Annotated in this window: 15 protein-coding genes; 8 read left to right on the forward strand and 7 right to left on the reverse strand. The window is 63.4% G+C overall.

The genetic code is table 11. The annotated features are described in order from the left end of the window. Positions 1-42: 42 nt before the first annotated feature. Genes ACOCG7_RS17185 through ACOCG7_RS17200 form a run of 4 tightly spaced genes read right to left on the reverse strand, consistent with a single transcriptional unit; the run spans position 43 to position 2,332 of the window. Positions 43-564, reverse strand: coding sequence for an RDD family protein (locus ACOCG7_RS17185; protein ID WP_114162134.1), 522 nt, complete (start codon positions 562-564; stop codon positions 43-45). Positions 565-577: 13 nt separating this feature from the next. After that, a complete protein-coding gene (locus ACOCG7_RS17190) occupies positions 578-1,339 on the reverse strand; it encodes a DUF3106 domain-containing protein (protein ID WP_073429559.1) in 762 nt (253 codons plus the stop codon). A gap of 16 nt (positions 1,340-1,355) precedes the next feature. Further along, on the reverse strand, positions 1,356-1,772 hold the full coding sequence (locus ACOCG7_RS17195) for a DUF3619 family protein (RefSeq protein WP_073429560.1): 417 nt from the start codon (positions 1,770-1,772) through the stop codon (positions 1,356-1,358). After that, entirely contained in the window at positions 1,769-2,332 is a 564-nt protein-coding gene (locus ACOCG7_RS17200; RefSeq protein WP_073429561.1) for an RNA polymerase sigma factor, read from the reverse strand. The genes ACOCG7_RS17195 and ACOCG7_RS17200 overlap by 4 nt, the downstream gene beginning before the upstream one ends. Before the next feature lie 352 nt (positions 2,333-2,684). Here ACOCG7_RS17200 and ACOCG7_RS17205 point away from each other — a divergent pair, with 352 nt between their 5' ends. The 6 genes from ACOCG7_RS17205 to ACOCG7_RS17230 all read left to right on the forward strand — a co-directional run bounded on the left by ACOCG7_RS17205 (position 2,685) and on the right by ACOCG7_RS17230 (position 9,814). Next, positions 2,685-4,448, forward strand: coding sequence for an acetolactate synthase 3 catalytic subunit (locus tag ACOCG7_RS17205; RefSeq protein ID WP_083085182.1), 1,764 nt, complete (start codon positions 2,685-2,687; stop codon positions 4,446-4,448). 111 nt (positions 4,449-4,559) lie between these two features. Then, on the forward strand, positions 4,560-5,051 hold the full coding sequence (gene ilvN / locus ACOCG7_RS17210) for an acetolactate synthase small subunit (protein ID WP_073429563.1): 492 nt from the start codon (positions 4,560-4,562) through the stop codon (positions 5,049-5,051). Between the two features lie 125 nt (positions 5,052-5,176). Continuing rightward, the gene (ilvC, locus tag ACOCG7_RS17215) at positions 5,177-6,193 is read left to right on the forward strand and encodes a ketol-acid reductoisomerase (protein WP_073429564.1); all 1,017 of its coding nucleotides are present in this window, start codon (positions 5,177-5,179) and stop codon (positions 6,191-6,193) included. A 128-nt stretch (positions 6,194-6,321) separates the two neighbouring features. Then, on the forward strand, positions 6,322-6,960 hold the full coding sequence (locus ACOCG7_RS17220) for a phosphatidylserine decarboxylase (protein WP_073429565.1): 639 nt from the start codon (positions 6,322-6,324) through the stop codon (positions 6,958-6,960). A 22-nt stretch (positions 6,961-6,982) separates the two neighbouring features. Continuing rightward, a complete protein-coding gene (pssA, locus tag ACOCG7_RS17225; RefSeq protein ID WP_073429566.1) occupies positions 6,983-7,849 on the forward strand; it encodes a CDP-diacylglycerol--serine O-phosphatidyltransferase in 867 nt (288 codons plus the stop codon). Positions 7,850-8,266: 417 nt separating this feature from the next. Next, positions 8,267-9,814 carry a 2-isopropylmalate synthase gene (locus tag ACOCG7_RS17230; protein WP_083085180.1) on the forward strand — a complete coding sequence of 516 codons (1,548 nt, stop codon included), beginning with the start codon at positions 8,267-8,269 and terminating at the stop codon, positions 9,812-9,814. Positions 9,815-9,933: 119 nt separating this feature from the next. Here the strand turns inward: ACOCG7_RS17230 and ACOCG7_RS17235 are convergent, their stop codons facing one another. From ACOCG7_RS17235 to ACOCG7_RS17245, 3 genes are all read right to left on the reverse strand, one after another. After that, complete coding sequence (locus ACOCG7_RS17235; protein ID WP_073429568.1) at positions 9,934-11,517, reverse strand: SulP family inorganic anion transporter; 1,584 nt, start codon at positions 11,515-11,517, stop codon at positions 9,934-9,936. Positions 11,518-11,604: 87 nt separating this feature from the next. After that, positions 11,605-12,240: a carbonic anhydrase gene (locus ACOCG7_RS17240; RefSeq protein WP_073429569.1), complete on the reverse strand. Its 636-nt coding sequence runs from the start codon at positions 12,238-12,240 to the stop codon at positions 11,605-11,607. A 240-nt stretch (positions 12,241-12,480) separates the two neighbouring features. Then, positions 12,481-13,032 (reverse strand): hypothetical protein, encoded by a 552-nt coding sequence (locus ACOCG7_RS17245; RefSeq protein ID WP_073429570.1) that lies wholly within the window; start codon positions 13,030-13,032, stop codon positions 12,481-12,483. A gap of 191 nt (positions 13,033-13,223) precedes the next feature. On the opposite strand from ACOCG7_RS17245, the gene ACOCG7_RS17250 reads away from it, so the two are divergent. Together ACOCG7_RS17250 and rpsO are read left to right on the forward strand one after the other, a co-directional pair. Then, complete coding sequence (locus ACOCG7_RS17250) at positions 13,224-14,540, forward strand: branched-chain amino acid ABC transporter substrate-binding protein (RefSeq protein WP_073429595.1); 1,317 nt, start codon at positions 13,224-13,226, stop codon at positions 14,538-14,540. A 178-nt stretch (positions 14,541-14,718) separates the two neighbouring features. After that, positions 14,719-14,991 carry a 30S ribosomal protein S15 gene (gene rpsO / locus ACOCG7_RS17255; protein ID WP_073429571.1) on the forward strand — a complete coding sequence of 91 codons (273 nt, stop codon included), beginning with the start codon at positions 14,719-14,721 and terminating at the stop codon, positions 14,989-14,991. The last annotated feature ends 245 nt before the right edge of the window (positions 14,992-15,236 follow it).

Consider the following 15,236-nt stretch of genomic DNA (forward strand, 5'->3'; position numbering starts at 1 on the left):
CGGGGAGGTGGTGTGAGTGGCGGAGCGAGGCGAGGCGCGTGCTCAGCGCACGACGCTGATCACACGCGTGCCGGCGAGGCGGTCGTGCAGGAATTGACGCTGCGCACCGAAGCGGCCGGTGGCGGCCCACAGGACGAACCACACCGCGGCGACCGCCAGCGTTTGCGGCACGCGGAGCCCGAGCAGCGGATGCAGCGCGAGCGGCGGCAGGAACCACAGCCACGCCAGCAGGTAGCGGACGATCGCGCGTGCGGTGGAAAGCGGTGCGCCGTTAGCGGCGACGACGCGCAGGCGCCAGGTTTTCATCGGCAGCGTCTGGCCGCTGTGGGTCCAGAACCAGACGAAGTACAGCCCGACCACGAGGCCGATCCATGCCGCGAGAAGATTGTGGTGGGCCAGGCCGTTGCGCTGCTGCGTCAGCGTGCTGAACAGATAGCCGGCGATGAATACGACGCCGAACAGGAGCATCGCTTCGTAGAGGAGCGCCGCGAGGCGCCGGCGAACGGTGGGAACGGGGCCGGACGACCCGGCGGGCAAGGACGAACTCGCGAGCGGCTGCGACACGGTCGGGCGCGGCTCAGGAGCCGTTGAAGATCGACGGCGCTTCGGCCGGCGAAACCGGCAGCGGCGTGGCGGGCACGAAACTGCCCGCGGCCGGAATCGCCGGCGTGAGGGTGGGACTCGGCAACGACGCGGCGGCCGCGGCGCTCGCTGCCGCCGCGCCGCTCGCGCCGTGCTCGCGGGCGATCACGAGCCGGTCGAGCCCCTTGATCTCGCTCTTGCCCGAAGGCGGCGCGCTGACCACGCTGGGCCGGCGCCTGCGCTCGCTGGCGGCGAGGCGGGCCTTCTGGTCCTCGGACAGTTCCTGATAGGTCTTCCACGCGTTCTGACGAGCTTCGCGCGGCAATTCCTTCGACACCTGGTAATTCTCGCGAGCGACGCGCCGCTGATCGGGCGTCATGCGGACCCATTCGGCCATGCGCTCATGCAGGCGTTTTTGCGCTTCCGGCGACATTTTTGGGTAACGCGACGCGATCTTGAGCCATTTGCGCTTGCGTTCGTCGCTGAAGGAATCCCATTGGGACTCGAACGGCGCCAGTGCGATATGTTCGGCGGAACTGAGGCGCGTCCACGCCATCGGGCTATTGCTGCCCGGCAGGCTGGGCAATTCGACGGCGAGCGTGGGCGCGCGAGTCTTGGCGGTGGCGTTGCCGCCGGCGGCGGCAGGCGCGCTCGCGGTCGACGGGGCCGGGTAAAAGCGCGGATACGTCGCGGCAAACGACACCAGGGCCGCGATCGCGCATCCGAAAACAACGGCCAGGCCGCGCTTGTAACTCACCCGAAAAATCTCCCGCTCAGTGGGCGCGTGAAAGGTACGCGTTGAAGCCGTGGTCGAGATAGGCATTGAGCGGCAGGTCGTCGCTAAGCATGGCGGCATCGATATCGGCGAGCTCGGCGGTGCGCTGCTGGTCTTCCCAGTAGGCGATGCCGATGAGACTCGCCACCAGCGCGGCGAGCGGCCACGCGAGCGCGAAGCGGCGCAGCGGCGAACGGCGGCGCTGCGGGGTGTCGAGCTGCGGCATGCCCGCGCCGGCGAACGCGGGCACGAGCACCGGCGCGCTCACGGTTTCGGGCTTCTTGCGGGCGAGCGCGGCATGGCGCGCCGCGGCGAGTCGATCGACGGTGGCGGACGGAATGCGGGCGGCGTTTTCGTCGAGCGCGCGGCGCACCTGGCGGGCGAACTCGAGTTCTTTGGTTTCGAGGGAGCTCATAGCGTGATTCCTTTGGCCTTGAGCGCTTGCGCCAGCGTGTGGGTGGCCCGCGAGCAGTGCGTTTTCACACTGCCTTCGGAGCAGCCCATCGCGGCGGCAGTCTCGGCGACATCCATATCTTCCCAATAACGCATGAGAAACGCCTCCCGTTGACGTGCCGGTAACTTTTGGATCTCGTCGTCGATCGACTGCAAGACCTGTTCGCGTTCGAGTTTCTGTTCGTTGCTCTCGGCGCCCGCCGAACCTTGCTGGGCCTCGAAGGTTTCGAGCGGGTCGAATTCGTCGTCGTCGGCGTTGCCGAGCGAGGAAAACAGACTAACCCAAGTATTGCGCACTTTGGCACGACGGAAATAGTCGTGCATCGCATTCTGCAGAATACGCTGAAACAGAAGCGGCAATTCGGCGGCCGGGCGGTCGCCGTATTTTTCGGCGAGCTTGATCATCGCGTCTTGCACGATATCGAGCGAGGCGTCGTCGTCCCGCACGGCGTAGACCGTCTGCTTGAATGCGCGCCTTTCGACGCCCGCCAGAAAATCGGCGAGTTCCTTGTCTGATGCCATCCGTTGGGGGTCGGCGCAGCGAGCGTGCGCGTAATCGGTCGAAAAATGTCGTAAAACTCGCGGATGCTAACAAATTTTTGCGCCGGCCGGGGCGAAACGTGATCGACCTTGCATCTCTATAACAGCGCGCCGGTCAATATCGGGACTGGGGACAGGACGCTGCGGCAATATTTGCTTGACCGCGCGGGCGTCAGCAGATATCTTCGCTGGTTCGCAACATAAGTGACTTGTCTCAATTGAGGTGTGGCCCAAGAAGCTCACCTGTCAACTGGACGCGCCGCTTGAACCCGAGCCACAAGCCCGGCAGAGAGCACCCGATCAATTTTTTGCCGAAAATTCGAAAGGTGAATAAATGAATATGCCCAGCGCGGAATTCTCCACGTCGGATACGACCCCCCATCCCGAAGCCGACTCTATCGGCGCCACCGTGCTCATGAAGGCACTGGCCGACGAAGACGTCGAATTCATCTGGGGCTATCCCGGCGGCTCGGTACTCTACATTTACGACGAGCTCTACAAGCAGGACAAGTTCCAGCACGTTCTCGTGCGTCACGAGCAGGCCGCGGTTCACGCCGCCGACGCTTATGCGCGTTCCACCGGCAAGGTCGGTGTGTGCCTCGTGACCTCCGGCCCCGGCGTCACCAATGCGGTGACCGGCATCGCCACCGCCTACATGGATTCGATCCCGATGGTCGTGATCAGCGGCCAGGTGCCGACTGGGGCGATCGGCCAGGACGCGTTCCAGGAGTGCGATACGGTTGGCATCACGCGTCCCTGCGTGAAGCACAACTTCCTCGTGAAGGACGTGCGCGATCTCGCGGCCACCGTCAAGAAAGCTTTCTTCATTGCCCGTACCGGCCGGCCCGGCCCGGTGCTGATCGACATTCCGAAAGACGTGTCGAAAACGCCTTGCCAGTACGAGCCGCTCAAGAGCGTGTCGCTGCGTTCCTACAATCCGGTCACGAAGGGCCACTCCGGCCAGATCCGCAAGGCGGTCGCCTTGCTGCTGTCGGCGAAGCGCCCGTACATCTACACCGGCGGCGGCATCATCCTCGCGGACGCGTCGCGTGAGCTGAACCAGTTCGCCGATCTGCTCGGCTACCCCGTCACGAACACGCTGATGGGCTTGGGCGGCTACCGTGCGAGCGACAAGAAGTTCCTCGGCATGCTCGGCATGCACGGCACCTACGAAGCCAACATGGCGATGCAGCACTGCGACGTGCTGATCGCGATCGGCGCGCGCTTCGACGACCGCGTGATCGGCGACCCGGCGCACTTCGCGTCGCGTCCGCGCAAGATCATCCATATCGACATCGATCCTTCCTCCATCTCCAAGCGCGTCAAGGTCGACATTCCGATCGTCGGCGACGTGAAGGAAGTGCTGAAGGAGCTGATCGAGCAGTTGCAAACGGCCGAGCACGGCCCCGACACCGCGGCGCTCGCCGACTGGTGGAAGGACATCGAAGCCTGGCGCGCAAAAGACTGCCTGAAGTTCGACCGCAAGAGCGACATCATCAAGCCGCAGTACGTGGTGGAAAAGGCTTGGGAGCTGACCGACGGCAATGCCTTCGTGTGTTCCGACGTCGGCCAGCACCAGATGTGGGCCGCGCAGTTCTATCGCTTCAACAAGCCGCGCCGCTGGATCAATTCCGGTGGTCTCGGCACGATGGGCTTCGGCCTGCCGGCGGCGATGGGCGTGAAGATGGCGCACCCGGACGACGACGTGCTCTGCATCACGGGCGAAGGCTCGATCCAGATGTGCATTCAGGAGCTCTCGACCTGCAAGCAGTACGAGACGCCTGTGAAGATCATTTCGCTGAACAACCGCTATCTGGGCATGGTGCGCCAGTGGCAGCAGATCGAATACAGCAAGCGCTACTCGCATTCGTACATGGATGCGCTGCCGGATTTCGTCAAGCTCGCCGAGGCTTACGGCCACGTCGGCATGCGTATCGAACGCACGGCGGACGTGGAACCGGCGCTGAAGGAAGCGCTGCGCCTGAAAGATCGCACGGTGTTTCTCGACTTCCAGACCGATCCGACCGAAAACGTCTGGCCGATGGTTCAGGCCGGCAAGGGCATCACCGAGATGCTCATGGGTTCGGAAGATCTATAACGAGCGTTTCCGACGCCGGCTTCGTCATGCTCGCCTTCACGAAAGGCAAACGCGGACGAAGCGGCGCGAACGGCTCGCATACATCGACAAAACATCTGGAAGAAGCGAAACATGAGACACATCATTTCCGTCCTGCTGGAAAACGAACCGGGCGCGTTGTCACGCGTGGTCGGTCTCTTCTCGGCACGCGGCTACAACATTGAAACCTTGACGGTGGCTCCGACTGAAGACCATTCGCTGTCGCGCATGACCATCGTCTCCATTGGCTCGGACGACGTGATCGAACAGATCACGAAGCATCTGAACCGCCTGATCGAGGTGGTGAAAGTGGTCGACCTTACCGAGGGCGCCCACATCGAGCGCGAGCTGATGTTGATCAAGGTGAGGGCGGTCGGCAAGGAGCGTGAGGAGATGAAGCGGATGTCGGATATTTTCCGCGGCCGCATTATCGACGTCACCGAAAAGACCTACACGATCGAACTGACGGGCGCGAGCGACAAGCTCGATGCCTTCATCGAAGGGCTCGACTCCACGGCGATTCTCGAAACGGTCCGCACGGGCAGTTCGGGCATTGGCCGCGGCGAGCGCATTCTGAAGGTATGACGCGCGAGCGTTCATACCGTCTCGATCCACAGGCCGGGCCGTGCCTGCATGAACCCGGCCAAAGCAACACAACATTCGCGGTATTTGAATTTCACTGAATCATCGAATCTAGCCAAGGAACCGACATGAAAGTTTTCTACGACAAGGACGCCGACCTCTCCCTCATCAAGGGCAAGCAAGTCACCATCATCGGCTATGGCTCGCAAGGCCATGCGCACGCGCTGAACCTGAGCGAAAGCGGCGTCAAGGTGACGGTCGGTCTGCGCAAGGGCGGCGCATCGTGGAGCAAGGCGGAGAACGCCGGCCTGCAAGTGAAGGAAGTGGCGGAAGCCGTCAAGGGCGCGGACGTCGTCATGATGCTGCTGCCGGACGAGCAGATCGCCGAAGTCTATGCGAAGGAAGTGCACGCCAACATCAAGCAGGGCGCTGCGCTGGCTTTCGCGCACGGCTTCAACGTGCACTACGGTCAAGTGATTCCGCGTGCCGACCTCGACGTGATCATGATCGCGCCGAAGGCGCCGGGCCACACGGTTCGCGGCACCTACTCGCAAGGCGGCGGCGTGCCCCACCTGATCGCGGTTGCGCAAGACAAGTCGGGCGCGGCACGTGACATCGCATTGTCGTACGCAGCGGCGAACGGCGGCGGCCGTGCCGGCATCATCGAAACGAATTTCCGCGAAGAAACGGAAACCGATCTGTTCGGCGAGCAAGCCGTGCTGTGCGGCGGTACGGTCGACCTGATCAAGGCCGGCTTCGAAACGCTGGTTGAAGCGGGCTATGCGCCGGAAATGGCGTACTTCGAGTGCCTGCACGAACTGAAGCTGATCGTCGACCTGATCTACGAAGGCGGCATCGCCAACATGAACTACTCGATCTCGAACAACGCCGAATATGGCGAATACGTGACGGGTCCGCGTATCGTGACGGCTGAAACGAAGAAGGCGATGAAGGCCGTGCTGACCGACATCCAGACCGGCGAATATGCCAAGAGCTTCATCCTCGAAAACAAGGCCGGCGCGCCGACGCTGCAATCGCGCCGCCGTCTGACGGCCGAGCATCAGATCGAGCAGGTCGGTTCGAAGCTGCGCGCGATGATGCCGTGGATCGCGAAGAACAAGCTGGTCGATCAGTCGAAGAACTAAGCCGGTTGTCGCTTTTGTCCGCTGCGGCGCACCGCCGCAAGCCGGACACATCAAAAAGCCGTCCAAGGGTGCTGAACCCTGGACGGCTTTTGCTATCCTACGGTTTTACAAAAACACAGAAGCCATCCATGAATTACCCTCATCCGATCATCGCGCGAGAAGGCTGGCCGTTCATCGCCATCGCGGCCGTTGTCGCCTTACTGGTTCACGCGTTCGCGGGGTTCGGCATTGCGTGGCTCTTCTGGCTGATTCTGATCTTCGTCGTGCAGTTCTTCCGCGATCCGGCGCGTCCGATCCCCACCCAGGCGAATGCCGTGCTGTGCCCGGCGGACGGCCGCATCGTCGCGGTGGAAACCGCGCACGATCCCTATGCGAACCGCGAAGCGCTGAAGATCAGCGTGTTCATGAACGTTTTCAACGTTCACTCGCAACGCTCGCCGGTGGACGGCGCGATCTCCAAGGTCGAATATTTCCCCGGCGCGTATCTGAATGCCGCGGTAGATAAGGCGTCGGTCGAAAACGAGCGCAATGCGGTGGTGATCGAAATGGCCGGCGGCCAGACGGTTACATCGGTGCAGATCGCCGGGTTGATCGCGCGGCGCATTCTTTGCTACGTACGGGCGGGTGAGCCGCTCACGCGTGGTCAACGGTACGGGTTCATCCGTTTCGGTTCGCGTGTCGACGTGTATCTGCCGGTCGGCAGCCGCCCGCGAGTGTCGATCGGCGAGAAGGTTTCGGCGTCGTCCACGATTCTCGCTGAACTCTAAGCGGCACCCAGGAGGTTTCCGAATGGCCGCATTCAAACCGCGTCGCCCGCGCAGCAGTGGACCGCTGCCGCGCCCGTTTCGCCGCAACAAGCCGATCGTGGCGGAGTCGCCGGTGGTCGAAAGCCGGCGCGCGCAGCGTCAGCAGTTCCTGAGAAAGCGCGGCATTTATCTGCTGCCGAACGCGTTTACCACGGCGGCGCTTTTCTGCGGTTTCTTTGCCGTGGTGCAGGCAATGAACGTGCGCTTCGAAGTCGCGGCCATCGCGATCTTCGTGGCGATGGTGCTCGACGGCATGGACGGGCGCGTTGCCCGCATGACGCATACGCAAAGCGCCTTTGGCGAGCAGTTCGACAGCCTGTCGGACATGGTGTCGTTCGGCGTCGCGCCCGCGCTCGTGATGTACGAGTGGGTGCTGAAGGATCTGGGCCGCTGGGGCTGGCTCGCGGCGTTCGTTTATTGCGCGGGCGCGGCGCTGCGTCTCGCGCGCTTCAACACGAACATCGGCGTGGTCGACAAGCGTTTCTTCCAGGGCATGCCGAGCCCGGCGGCGGCGGCGTTGATCGCCGGTTTCGTGTGGCTCGCCACCGATAACCGCGTGCCGCTCAAGCTCGTGTGGCTGCCGTGGGTGGCGTTCGTGCTCACCATTTATGCCGGCGTGACGATGGTGTCGAACGCGCCGTTCTACAGCGGCAAGGCGCTCGACGTGCGACATCGCGTGCCGTTCGGCGTGATCCTGCTGGTGGTGGTCGCGTTCGTGCTGGTGTCGTCCGACCCGCCGCTGATGCTGTTCGGCCTGTTCGTGCTGTACGGTCTGTCGGGCTATGTGTTTTGGGGCTATCAGGCGCTGCGCGGCAGAGGGAATCCCGCCCGCTCGGTAACGGGGGATTAGGAGAGGTCAGGTCGGCGCGCGCGGTCTTGCGCGTGTCGGCAAGCTGATCGGCAGATGAAACAACGGCGGCCTTCCAGCCGCCGTTTTCGTTGGTTCGAGCGTGCCTCCGAGTCCGCCTCCAGCGCCGTCTGGACGCGGGTATGACGCCAATTGCACGGTGGTTGGAATGCCGCTATAGTCGTTGGATGATGCGTTCACGCTCCCCGCTCGATCGAAACGCGAGTCCTGCAATGCCAACCGCACCGAACGGCGGCGGCGAACCCCGGCGAGGCGTGCTAAAGCCGGTGCGTTTTTCACGCTGATCGTTTTTCGCCTTCCGTCCGCCTCGTCCGCGATACAAGCGTCGCCAGCGGTGGCGCAAACGCCAGATTCCACTCTTCCATTCCCACAATTGAACGACTCCCGAGGAGCCCAGAGATGTCCGACAAACTGATCATATTCGACACGACCTTGCGCGACGGCGAACAATCGCCCGGCGCGTCGATGACGAAGGAAGAAAAAATCCGGATCGCGAAGCAACTGGAACGGATGAAAGTGGACGTGATCGAAGCGGGCTTCGCGGCCAGTTCGAACGGCGACTTCGATTCGATTCACACGATCGCCGGCCTCATCAAGGACAGCACGATCTGTTCGCTCGCACGGGCGAACGACAAGGACATTCAGCGCGCCGCCGACGCGCTCAAGCCCGCGGATCGTTTCCGCATCCACACGTTCATCGCAACGTCGCCGCTGCACATGGAAAAGAAGCTGCGCATGACGCCGGACCAGGTGTTCGAACAGGCGAAGCTGGCGGTGCGTTTCGCCCGCAAGTTCACGGACGACGTCGAGTTCTCGCCGGAAGACGGCAGCCGCTCCGACATGGACTTCCTGTGCCGGGTGCTCGAAGCGGTGATCGCCGAAGGCGCGACCACCATCAACATCGCGGATACAGTCGGTTATGGCGTGCCGGAACTCTACGGCCAGCTCGTCAAGACGCTGCGCGAACGCATTCCGAACTCGCATAAGGCTGTGTTCTCGGTGCATTGCCATAACGACCTCGGCATGGCGGTGGCGAACTCGCTGGCCGGCGTGAAGATCGGCGGCGCGCGTCAGGTGGAATGCACGATCAACGGTCTCGGCGAGCGCGCGGGCAACACGTCGCTCGAGGAAATCGTGATGGCGGTGAAAACGCGCAAGGATTACTTCGGCCTCGAACTCGGTCTCGATACGACGCAGATCGTGCCGGCCTCGAAGCTGGTGTCGCAGATCACGGGTTTCGTCGTGCAGCCGAACAAGGCCGTGGTCGGAGCGAATGCGTTCGCGCATGCATCGGGCATCCATCAGGACGGCGTGCTGAAGGCGCGCGACACGTACGAAATCATGCGTGCCGAAGACGTGGGCTGGAGCGCGAACAAGATCGTGCTCGGCAAGCTGTCGGGCCGCAATGCGTTCAAGCAGCGCTTGCAGGAACTGGGCATCGCGCTCGACAGCGAAGGCGAATTGAACACGGCGTTCGCGCGTTTCAAGGAACTGGCCGACCGCAAGTCGGAAATCTTCGACGAGGACATCATCGCGATCGTGACCGAAGAGTCCGCCGAAGCGCAGGAGAAGGAGCACTACAAGTTCCTGTCGCTGTCGCAGCATTCGGAAACCGGTGAGCAGCCGCACGCGAAGATCGTCTTTTCGGTGGAAGGCAAGGAAGTCACCGGCGAGGCGCGCGGCAACGGTCCGGTGGACGCCACGCTCAATGCGATCGAAACGGAAGTGGGCAGCGGTTCCGAGTTGCTGCTGTACTCGGTGAACGCGATCACCACCGGCACGCAGGCGCAAGGCGAAGTGACCGTGCGCCTGTCGAAGAGCGGACGCATCGTCAACGGCGTGGGTACGGATCCGGATATCGTCGCGGCTTCGGCGAAGGCGTATATCTCGGCGCTCAACAAGCTGTATTCGAACGTGGATAAACTGAATCCGCAACGCTCGGAGTGATCTGAGCGCCGCGTGTGGATCGCGTGGTTTCCGATCCGTATTAGACAAGGTCGGACAAAGCCCCGCGCCGTCAAACAGGCGCGGGGCTTTTTCACTTGAAGGCGGACGTCGCGCGCGCGTTACTCCGTCGCTGCTCGCCGCATCGACCACCCGCGCGCCGCGCGTGCCTGCGTCCGCACCTGATGCCGCACTTCCACGGCGATTCCGCGCGGCGGCGCTTCTTCAGCGAACGTGTCGAGCAACTCGCGCACATCGTGATCGACGAAGTCAGCGCGCGTCGCGTCGACGATCAGGGTTGCGCCATCGGGAATCTGCTGCAGATAGTGCTTGAGCGGCACCTTGGCGAGAAACGACACGTCCTTGCGGAAGGTCAGCAAATAGTGATCGCCGTGCTGCGCGAGCACGATCGGGCTGCGCAGATTCGCATACAGCGCGAGCAGCACGCTGCACAGCACGCCGAGCACGATACCGATCAGCAGATCGGTCATGAGCACGCCGGCCAGCGTCACGATGAACGGCACGAACGGCGCAAAGCCTTGCTTCGCGATGGCGACGAACAGCGACGGCTTGGCGAGCTTCAGTCCCGTGAAAATCAGGATCGCCGCGAGGCAGGCCAGCGGAATCAGGTTGATGACGCTGGTGAGCGCAAACACGCTGACGAGCAGCAACACACCGTGGATGATCGCCGAAAGCCGGCTTTGCGCACCCGCATACACGTTGGCCGAACTGCGCACGATCACCGCGGTGATCGGCAAGCCGCCGATTGCGCCGGCGATCAGATTGCCCACGCCTTGCGCCTTCAGTTCGCGATCCGGCGCGGCCGGCTGTCGCTCGGGATCGATCTGTTCGACGGCTTCGAGGCTCAACAGGGTTTCGAGACTCGCGACGATCGCCAACGTGATGGCGACACGCCAAACATCGGGATTGACGAGTTGCGCGAAATGCGGGCCGAAGTCCGCCCATTCGAGCGCGACCTGCAATGCGGCGAACGATTCCAGCGGCGGCAGCGCGACGCGATGTTCGGCGGGCGGCGCGAGCGACGGCGCCAGCAGGCCGAGCAGCAAGGTCGCGCCGATGCCGAGCAGCACCACCGCGAGCGGCGCGGGCACGAGGCGCACCACGGCGAAGCGGCGCATTGCACGCGTTTCCCAGCCGACCAGAATCGCCAGCGACAGCAACGTGATGAAGCACGCCGCGAGCGAGATCGTGCCGAACGGCGTCATCATCGTGCCGGGGGCCACCGCTGCCGCCGCTGGGGAGCCGGCAGCAGCGGAGGTGCCGAAGAGGCCGAGCGCAAGCGGAAACTGCTTGATGATCAGCAATATGCCGATCGCCGCGAGCATGCCCTTGATGACCGGCGACGGCACATACGCGGCAAACCGGCCGGCCTTGAGCATGCCGAAGCCGAACTGGATCATGCCGGAGAGCAGCACCGCGGCGAGGAAAGCGGGGAAGCTGCCGAGCTGCGCGATGCCGTCGACGACGATCACGACGAGGCCCGCAGCCGGTCCGCTCACGCTCAGGCGCGAGCCGCTCAGTACGGCGACCACCAGCCCGCCGACGATGCCCGATACGAGCCCGGCGAACGGCTCGACGCCCGACGCATTGGCGATGCCGAGGCACAGCGGCAGCGCCACGAAAAATACGACGATGCCCGCAAGCAGGTCGCGCTGAAACGTAGAGAAGAAAGCTCGAAGGTTCATGGTGTCCGTGCGGTAATGGGGTAGAGCCCGGCGCGCCCCTTGGATCGGGGGCGGCACCGGTGCGGAAAAGGCGGTGAACTCCGCGGATTACGCGGCGCTATGCGCGGCTGTCGTGCAGGTCATCGCATCGTCGGCTTCGTAGCCGGATGTGAGCACCTTGATGCGGCCGTCCTCCAGCGCGAAGATCCAGCCGTGCACGAGCGGCGCGGGGTCGGCTTGCTGCACGATCGGGCTCGCGCGCAACTGGCGTACCTGTTCGAGCACGTTCAGTTCCGCGAGGCGGTCGACACGCTCGCGCTCGCTGGGGTGCGCATCCAGTTCCTCGCGATGCGTCCTCGCGAGCGCGCACAGCGGCGCGATGCGCCGGTTCACATGCGGCAGGCTCGGCTCCGGCGGCAGCAGCGAGGCGCGCACGCCGCCGCATCCGTAGTGTCCGCAGACGATCACGTGGCCGACCTTGAGGACGCGCACGGCGTATTCGAGGACGCTTCCGGAGTTGTCGTCGTCGGGATCGAAGAGATTGGCGATGTTGCGGTGGACGAACAGGTCGCCCGGTTCGCAGTGGGTGATGGTTTCGGCGGGCACGCGGCTGTCCGAGCAGCCGATCCACAGCACGTGCGGATTCTGGCCTTGCACCAGATCACGGAAAAACTGAGGGTTGCGCGCGGCGGTTTCATGCGCCCATGCGACGTTGGCGACCAGCAGGCGTTTGGGACGGTTCATCGGTTAGCGGCTCCGTAAGTGGGGCGCATCGATTCGAGGGCGAGTCCGCGGTTGCGCCCGGGCAATGCCGGGACTGGACTGCCACCGATTCAATGCTTACGAAAGCCTTTCTATCAAAAAAATAATCCTCTGTGCGCGAAAAAAATTCGTTGCGATGCGCGGCGAATAAAAAAATGCCGCCTGGGGAGGCGGCATTCGCACAAAGATGCGCAGCGCGTCAAAGTGGCTTGAAACGCAGGTTCAAAAAAGATTGCGGCGATTAGGATCGTGCAACGGATCCGGCGTTTTCTGCGTGAGCCGCACGATGCCCTGGTCGTCGAAATAAAAGCTGTACATCATGTACCAGACATTGTCTTCCAGATAGCGGTAGGTCCAGACCTCGCGCTTCATGAGCGGGAAGTAGGCGGTTTCGACCGGGCGGCCGAAGTTCACCAGCACGTCGCTCTTGGTCCACTTGCCGATTTCCGCGCGATAGAACTCGTTGGGCTGCAGCACCTGGCGCACGCTGACGATCTTGCCCGTGGCGTCGATGTCGGCGGCGGTGGTGGTTTCGCCCATCGGCTGCGTGGGCCACATGAGCCGTTTGCCGCCGTTCGGCAAGTCGTAGCTCTCGCGCGGCGGACCGAGACGGGCGACGATGGTCGATGCGTCCGCTCCTTGCTGAAATTGCTGCCACGGCTGCGCGCAGCCCGCGAGCGCCAGCGCGCTCAGGCAGACGAGCGCCGCGCGGCGCACGCGTGCGGCGGCCGTCGCTCCGATCGAGTCCGCCGTGAAGTGGTGGCGGTTGAACATGGATTCCTCCGATGGCGTGTTAGTGGCGGTTTTTATCATCGAGACGCATTATTTTGACACGCGCCGCGGCGAAAGACCGGCACGTCATTCGCCGCCGGCGGGTAGGCACGATAACGGATTCGCCGGCTTGCTTATTCCATCTTGCCCGCCCTATGATCCGCGCTTCGACGTTTTCGAGCGGGGCAATCACGATGGCGAAGTGGCAACGGGCGGCAGCAACGCTGGCGGCGATGATGGTGGCTGCCGCGGCTTATGCAGCGGGCGAAACCGCGGTCAATCCGGCAGGCAAGCCGGTGGGCAACCCGGCGAGCAAGGCCACGGGGGCGCCGATCCAGTTGGCGCTGATCGAAGGCATGTCCGGCCCGTTCGCGAACGCGGGCGCCGCGGTGGAGCGCAACCTGCGATACGGCGTCGAACAGGTGAACGCGCGTGGCGGCGTGACGCTCGCCGACGGCGCGCATCCGTTCGAACTGGTGGTGTTCGACAGCAAGGGCAGCGCCGAAGAGGCGCTCACGCAACTGCGCGCGGCCGCCGACCGCCGCATCGGCTACGTCATGCAAGGCAACAGTTCGGCTGTCGCCGCCGCGCTGATCGGCGCGATCGACAAGCACAACAGCCGCGAGCCGGGCAACCGCGAACTGTTCCTCAATTATTCCGCCGACGACCCCGCGTTGACCAACGCCAATTGCAGTTTCTGGCACTTTCGCTTCGACGCGCATGCGGGCATGCGCATGGACGCGCTGGCCGACGTGATCCAGCGCGACAAGGCGGTGAAGAAGGTTTATCTGCTGAACCAGGATTACAGCTTCGGTCACGACGTGAGCAGCCTCGCGCGTTCGACGCTGGCGGTGAAGCGTCCGGACATCGCGGTGGTCGGCGACGAATTCCATCCGATCGGACGCGTGAAGGACTTCGCGCCGTACATCGCCAAGATCCGCGCGAGCGGGGCGGACGCGGTCGTCACGGGCAATTGGGGCAACGATCTCACGCTGCTCGTCAAGGCGGCGAGGGAGCAGGGGCTCGATACGAAGTTCTACACGTTCTACGGCAATAGTCTCGGCGCGCCCGCCGCGCTGGGCGACGCCGGGGTCGGGCACGTGATCGCGGTCGCCGACTGGCATCCGAACGCTGGCGGCGCGGCCTCGGACGCCTGGTACGCCGCGTTTCGAACCCGTTTCCCGGCGGCGCAGGACGATTACCCGGTGCTGCGCATGGCGTCGATGATCGAAACCCTGGCCGCCGCCATGAAGCGCGCCGGGAGTGCCGACCCGACGGCCGTCGCTCGCGCGCTCGAAGGGATCAGGTTCGACAACGGCTTCCATCCATCGTGGATGCGCGCGGACGACCATCAACTCATCCAGCCCCTTTACGTGATGGAAATGGACAAGGCCGGCAAGCCGGGGGTGCGTTTCGATAACGAAGGGTCCGGTTATGGCTTCCGCACGGTGCTCGCGTTGTCCTCCGAGCGCACCGTGCCGCCGACCGTTTGCAGGATGAAACGTCCGTGAAACCCCTCGTCGGCAACGGCGAAAAGTTCATGATCCGGCCCGGCACAGCGGGGTTCGCGGCCTGATGGGGCTGTGCTACAATACGCGTCCCGTTGTGATAGCGGCTTCAATGCACACGGGTAACCCACGGCACGGCCTTTCTTCCGTGACCGCCTGTCTAGTTCTCAAGGAAATCGATATGTCCGCAGTTGAAACAAGCAAGAAGTCCGAAGTCGTCGCGCAATTCGCACGCGCAGCTAACGACACCGGCTCCCCCGAAGTTCAGGTCGCGCTGCTCACGACCCGCATCAACGAACTGACCGTTCACTTCAAGGCACACGCGAAAGATCACCACAGCCGCCGCGGTCTGCTGCGCATGGTGAGCCGCCGTCGCAAGCTGCTCGACTACCTGAAAGGTAAGGACGCGGATCGTTACCGCGCACTGATCGAAAAGCTGGGTCTGCGTAAGTAATCGGCCGGTCGTTCAGCAAGATGCCTGTGTCAGTTCCACTGATGCAGGCATTTTGTTTTTGCACGGTGCGCTTCATGTGACGCGCGCCCTCCGTTTTCCGCGGCAGCGTGTTGATTCATGCGGCGGGGAGCGGAAAAAAGTAGTAAAAAAAGCAGCAAAAGAGAAACATGGCCGGGCTTCAGGGCGGAGCTTTGTGTCATTCCAGCGGTTCGCGCGCGTACTCGAAGTAGGGCGTGGTTCTCTGG

The organism is Paraburkholderia sp. DD10 (genome assembly GCF_049177125.1).
Taxonomy (GTDB): Bacteria; Pseudomonadota; Gammaproteobacteria; order Burkholderiales; family Burkholderiaceae; genus Paraburkholderia; species Paraburkholderia terricola.

Coding starts and splice junctions, on each gene's coding strand:
- ACOCG7_RS17195 (WP_073429560.1), bottom strand. CDS start 1,772: ATGAGCTCCCTCGAAACCAAAGAACTCGAGTTCGCCCGCCAGGTGCGC.
- ACOCG7_RS17200 (WP_073429561.1), bottom strand. CDS start 2,332: ATGGCATCAGACAAGGAACTCGCCGATTTTCTGGCGGGCGTCGAAAGG.
- ACOCG7_RS17205 (WP_083085182.1), top strand. CDS start 2,685: ATGAATATGCCCAGCGCGGAATTCTCCACGTCGGATACGACCCCCCAT.
- ilvN (WP_073429563.1), top strand. CDS start 4,560: ATGAGACACATCATTTCCGTCCTGCTGGAAAACGAACCGGGCGCGTTG.
- ilvC (WP_073429564.1), top strand. CDS start 5,177: ATGAAAGTTTTCTACGACAAGGACGCCGACCTCTCCCTCATCAAGGGC.
- ACOCG7_RS17220 (WP_073429565.1), top strand. CDS start 6,322: ATGAATTACCCTCATCCGATCATCGCGCGAGAAGGCTGGCCGTTCATC.
- pssA (WP_073429566.1), top strand. CDS start 6,983: ATGGCCGCATTCAAACCGCGTCGCCCGCGCAGCAGTGGACCGCTGCCG.
- ACOCG7_RS17230 (WP_083085180.1), top strand. CDS start 8,267: ATGTCCGACAAACTGATCATATTCGACACGACCTTGCGCGACGGCGAA.
- ACOCG7_RS17235 (WP_073429568.1), bottom strand. CDS start 11,517: ATGAACCTTCGAGCTTTCTTCTCTACGTTTCAGCGCGACCTGCTTGCG.
- ACOCG7_RS17240 (WP_073429569.1), bottom strand. CDS start 12,240: ATGAACCGTCCCAAACGCCTGCTGGTCGCCAACGTCGCATGGGCGCAT.
- ACOCG7_RS17245 (WP_073429570.1), bottom strand. CDS start 13,032: ATGTTCAACCGCCACCACTTCACGGCGGACTCGATCGGAGCGACGGCC.
- ACOCG7_RS17250 (WP_073429595.1), top strand. CDS start 13,224: ATGGCGAAGTGGCAACGGGCGGCAGCAACGCTGGCGGCGATGATGGTG.
- rpsO (WP_073429571.1), top strand. CDS start 14,719: ATGTCCGCAGTTGAAACAAGCAAGAAGTCCGAAGTCGTCGCGCAATTC.